This window comes from Ruegeria sp. N11 (assembly GCF_056531525.1).
Genome location: NZ_JBQFLX010000058.1, coordinates 1 through 4,908 on the forward strand (window position 1 = coordinate 1; position 4,908 = coordinate 4,908).

General features: G+C 50.7%; 3 protein-coding genes and 1 pseudogene. 2 read left to right on the forward strand and 2 right to left on the reverse strand.

Going from position 1 to position 4,908, the window contains the following annotated elements:
- Both ACR0J8_RS23995 and ACR0J8_RS24000 read right to left on the reverse strand, forming a co-directional pair.
- Positions 1–82: pseudogene (locus ACR0J8_RS23995) on the reverse strand (IS5/IS1182 family transposase); the annotation flags it as partial.
- 197 nt (positions 83–279) lie between these two features.
- Complete coding sequence (locus ACR0J8_RS24000; protein ID WP_480892810.1) at positions 280–1,584, reverse strand: S8 family serine peptidase; 1,305 nt, start codon at positions 1,582–1,584, stop codon at positions 280–282.
- 104 nt (positions 1,585–1,688) lie between these two features.
- On the opposite strand from ACR0J8_RS24000, the gene ACR0J8_RS24005 reads away from it, so the two are divergent.
- Positions 1,689–3,488, forward strand: a complete 1,800-nt coding sequence (locus tag ACR0J8_RS24005) for an adenylate/guanylate cyclase domain-containing protein (protein ID WP_480527923.1) — start codon at positions 1,689–1,691, stop codon at positions 3,486–3,488.
- Between the two features lie 36 nt (positions 3,489–3,524).
- Complete coding sequence (locus ACR0J8_RS24010) at positions 3,525–4,670, forward strand: phosphatase PAP2 family protein (RefSeq protein ID WP_480527924.1); 1,146 nt, start codon at positions 3,525–3,527, stop codon at positions 4,668–4,670.
- The last annotated feature ends 238 nt before the right edge of the window (positions 4,671–4,908 follow it).

Here is a 4,908-nt window from a genome sequence, read left to right on the forward strand (position 1 = left end):
CGCGTTGTTTGCCGTGGGACTTGGGGAAGAAAGGCTCAAGACGCGCCATCTGCGCATCCGTCAGCCAAAAAAGATCAGACATGGTCACCGCTCGATTTTCGAACCGTGACACACGCAGCCACGCGGAAATCAATGAGTGCTGACCCTAACACTCTCGCAACACATTCAAAACCAGTCTGGCGCATTATGCTGAGCAACCGGTTCAATCTCAACGTGGCTGTATCGCGCCGTGCAAGGTCACGAAGATCGGATTATCCACCTCCATAACCAAACAAGGCGCTAAAGTACTTTTACCAACTCTGCACAGTCAACAATCCCTGATCCAATTCTCCATTCCGCTGGCGTAGAGCGGTCATCTCGTTTTGTGTAACCGATTACTCTAGCGGTATCGCGAATTCTGTCTATTAGATCGGAAGGTGATAGAGACGCTGGGCTTTTTTTTCTTCTAACGGCGGCGACAACGCCAGCGGCGACTGCACAGGCACCGGACGTGCCAGTAAGTGCGGCATGCCTGTCGTAATTTTCGCAAAACCAAGTCGGTGCGCAAACATCTGGTTTTCTAGGGGCTTTGATGCCTACAAATCGCAAGTCAGGGGGCTCTGGCCCTTGAGAACTCTCCCCGATCCACCTTTCGATTGCATTGACACCGCCTACCGTAAGTACAGATGGAAGGCCGTTCGATCCCATAATGCTTCCGTAGGGACCTCGATCCGTATGCCCACTTCTAAAGTCAGGCGAAAACAAACCACTGTTGCCTGCGGAAAAAACAACGTCGACGCCTTTCGTAACTAGATGTTTGATGACCGTTGAAAGCATATGATTGTGATTATCCGCATAAGTGCCTAGGAATCGGTCGTATTTTCGATCTAGTAATCCCCAAGCACAAACAACCACCCAAGACTCGTCGCTTCGACCATTTATTTCTCCCAATAGCGCAGCAATCAATTGAATCACTCTACTGGCAAATAAGTCCACATAGTCGATGCGATCTGGCAAGATCGGTGCGTCAACAAAATGAACATCCGGCGCAATCGAGAAAATACTTCGTGCGACCGCGTTGGCATGCCGTTGGCTTTGTCGCGCGTGAGGTGCAACGTGCGACCCCGTAATACCAGGAAGAGTTTCTAGCGGCTTGGTGTAGCCAATTGAATTAAGGTAACTTTCGTCAAGTCCGCCGTCCACAATAACGACATTAACACGCCTCGTACCTGAAGCCGCAAAATTTCGAATTTCGGAAGCGGCGATCAGATTTTCGGCGCTATCCCTGTCAAAAGAGGCAGGTCCAGGCGAGACGTTGCGTCGTCCGTTGTATTCTGCGAAATCGATGGGTGCATCGATCCCAACCAGAAACTGGCCAGTCAGTTCGATCTCACCAAGAATTGTCGCGCCTTCAGGCGCAAGTATTTGGTTGTCTCGCAAGTATGGTCCGAAAACCGCTAGAATGTCCTCTTCGGTAGCGTTAACAACGACAAAATCATCTGTACGAGTGATCTCTATATCGTCCTCATCGGCACGACGAAGGAGTTCGTCGATTTCTGGATCGGCGATCCCTCGCCAAATAATGTACCTGTTACTTTGCGGCATGGCAGGGGCCTCACAACTGCGTTGAGAAAGCTATAGTCGAAAAATCAATGGAATTAGTGTAAGGAAAAAGGGTCCTTAAATCAATTTTTGGCGCGAAGTCGGATATGGCCGAGCAAAACTTACTTAGTTGGTACACGGGAACGGCGGCCCAAAAACCCTTAAAGAGACTCATGGCGATTATGTTTGCGGACGCTGTGGGATTTACTTCGTGGGCGTCCAAGGATGAGGATCATGCCTTTGCAGTTTTCGATGATTTCTTGTCTAGTATTGTGCATCCTATGTTGGACCAGCTCGGCGCAGAGACGCAAAAAAACTTAGGCGACGGGCTACTTGTAACATTCGAAAGTGTGGAATCAGCCGTTACTTTAGCTGAAAACGTCAACAGGCTGCTGATTGAAGATAGGTCAAATACCCGTCCTCGATGGAAAGGGTTACGATTTCGAATAGGAATCAACTATTCGACAGTTCTGTTTTCCGATGGTGACGTCTTTGGGGATGGCGTGAATTTGGCCAAACGCCTGCAAGAAGCGGCGACTGCAGATTCCGTAATACTGTCTCACTCGGCCTCCGAAGTTATCCGCAAGTCACGTTCAACAGAAATCCGAGATCTTGGCTTCGTCGCGCTCAAGGGTTTTGAAAGACCAGTCCGCACTTATGGTTTGAACACAAGCCCTGCTAAAGCTATCGGCGTATTTCACGCGAAGGATGAAATACCATCTATCGCGATACTACCATTTGAGAATCTTGGACCGTCGGATGAGGACGCGTATTTCTCAGACGGGCTTGTCGAGGATTTGATTTGTTGTCTTTCCGGATTGCATGAAATGGTGGTTATCGCTCGTGCGTCCACGCTTGGTTTTCGCGATTGCCAGATTGATCCGAGGGAAGCGCGGCGCGTGCTTGGCGTTCGCTATGTCCTTCAAGGTACAGTCAGGCGCCAAAGCGGAAAAATAAGATTGTCGGTGACTCTAAGTGACTCAAAAACTGGAGTTACCATGTTGTCCAAGCGTTCCGAAATTGAACAAGATCAAATTTTTGATCAACAAGATCAGCTAGTGGCTGAAATTACGGCTAGTATTGCGCCACAAGTGCGTCGTGCAGAACTGAACCGCGCGCTCCGCAAACCTGCAGAAGTTTTCTCGGCCTATGATTGCCAGCTTAAGGCATTGGACTTGATGAGGCATTTGAAGCGCGAAAGTTATGAGGAAGCACGTAAGTACCTGGATCAAGCTATTGCTGACGACCCCGGGTTCGCGGCAGCGTATTGTTGGCGCGCTGCCTGGTGGATCATGATGGTCGTTCAGGGGTGGATCGAAGACCGGGAAGTTGCGAAGTCCGCCGCAGAAGAAGACGCAAAACGTGCAGTGGAACTAGATGAAACAAATGCTCAGGCGATTGCAGTTTTGGCTCAGACCAAGGCGTTTTTGCGAGATGATCACGAAGCTGCGCTAGCCCTGATGGAACGGGCGCGATACATCGGACCCGGAAACACTTTTGTGCTCATGATCTCTGCTGGCACCATGGCATATGTCGGTCGCGGGCAGGATGCAGTGAAATATGCTGAACAGGCACATCAGCTCATACCACTCGATCAAATCCCATTTCGGGAGTATGATTGGCTTTCGATAGCACACTATTCGGCTGGAAACTTCTCACGCGCCGCATATTGGGCGCGTCGAGCTCTTGATGAAGAAGACGGGCACCTACCGTCCCTGCGATTGCTAGCTGCGTCGCTTGCTGCAGAGGGCGATACAATTGGAGCAAAGGTCGCCGCAGATGCTTTGTTGCGGTACGCTCCTGAATTCCGCGTTGATGATTATGCTAAAGCGCATTCAACATTTGCCGATGAACAGCTTCAGTTGACGTGGTTGAAGCACCTTCGGGCATCTAGTTTGCCGGGTTAGGCGAGTTTCAATCTGAATTTTTAGGGGGGAAATAAAATGCATAATTCAAATAACTCAAACAATTCGAATAACTCCAATAATTCGAACAATTCCAATAACTCCAACAATTCGAACTTTTCGATGACCGGGTCGTCCGGTAATGCTGGCGGTGGACGAGTTGTTGGAATAACAGCGAATATAAAGCGCTCTAACGCTGCATTAGACGATAACAATCCGCATCTCTGGTGGTGGCGCGGGCAGTCTTGGCCTCATGTTGACCCGGAGCTGATGATCGAGATTGCGCCAGACGCGTCGCGACCCTTTCGTCTGCACGAGTTTTACAAACTCAATATTCCCGGTTCTTGGACAGACGCCCATTGGGCACCTTACAACTACGCTCGTAGCTTGTTGCCATTGTTTGATCGCGCAATTCAAGCTTGGGCTACGACAGCAGGACCGCCGTCGTCGCTTGGTTTTCCAACTACGAGTTCCGGTCCGTTTGATTTCGATGAGGTCGATGACCCCCTTCACCCCTCTGACCCCTTGAAAAAGTTGAAATCGTGGCCCCAGCCGGCGCCGACAAGTATGACCGTTCTTGAACAAGAGTTGATCGAGTTAATCGGTCTCATCGAGTATCGACCGGGTGTTTTGGATGAGGCGTTGGAGCAGGCAGTATCGATAGATCAGTGCTTTAGCGGGATCATAACATTCAATCGGATCACTCATCCATATACCGCGAAGCTTTTGGCGTTTGCAATCGAGGCCGGTACGCATCTCGCAATGCTTTACAAGGCATTCTTCAATCGCCCGCGCCCATCGCAGTTGTGCCCGACGTTGATGCCACCAATTGATCCACCGGAGCATTCCTCGTTCCCGAGCGGTCACGCAACGCAAGCCTGGTTGGCAGCGCTATTGCTGAATGCAGCAATGGATGAAGTTCTGGCGCCTCCTTCAGTAGCTGGCGCCACCATTACCGGAGATCAGACGAATCCGCTATTTGACATGGCGCGCCGCATCGCCAGAAACCGTGAAATTCTTGGGCTCCACTATCCGTCCGATAGTGAGGCAGGACGTCGACTGGCTCATGCCGCTTACGCAACCATCATTCGACAGAGCTCAGGCCGTGTTCGAACGCTTGTGACGAAAGCCCGAGACGAATGGGGGGCCGGAGCAATGCCCATTCCACCCGTCCCATGGCCGTAGAATAAAGTAGATTAAAGGCGCAGGTGGGCGAAGGAAACCTGAAGCGAGCTGAATTTTTGGCATTAGTGATGGTGTTTCAGGTAGTTGCGTGCCGGAGTTGCGCGTATGCTGTTGCCTATGGTGTAAGGATTAGAAAATTTAGCGGCTTAGGGTCAGGACTCATAGCCAATAGATAACGAGTGCTGCAAGGGCGATTGCTGACAGGAAGACCTTCGGGCACCTGTCGTAGCGGGTTGCC

Bases quoted from the DNA above. Each gene is read 5' to 3' on its own strand.
- ACR0J8_RS24010 (WP_480527924.1), top strand. From the start codon at position 3,525: ATGCATAATTCAAATAACTCAAACAATTCGAATAACTCCAATAATTCG.
- ACR0J8_RS24000 (WP_480892810.1), bottom strand. From the start codon at position 1,584: ATGCCGCAAAGTAACAGGTACATTATTTGGCGAGGGATCGCCGATCCA.
- ACR0J8_RS24005 (WP_480527923.1), top strand. From the start codon at position 1,689: ATGGCCGAGCAAAACTTACTTAGTTGGTACACGGGAACGGCGGCCCAA.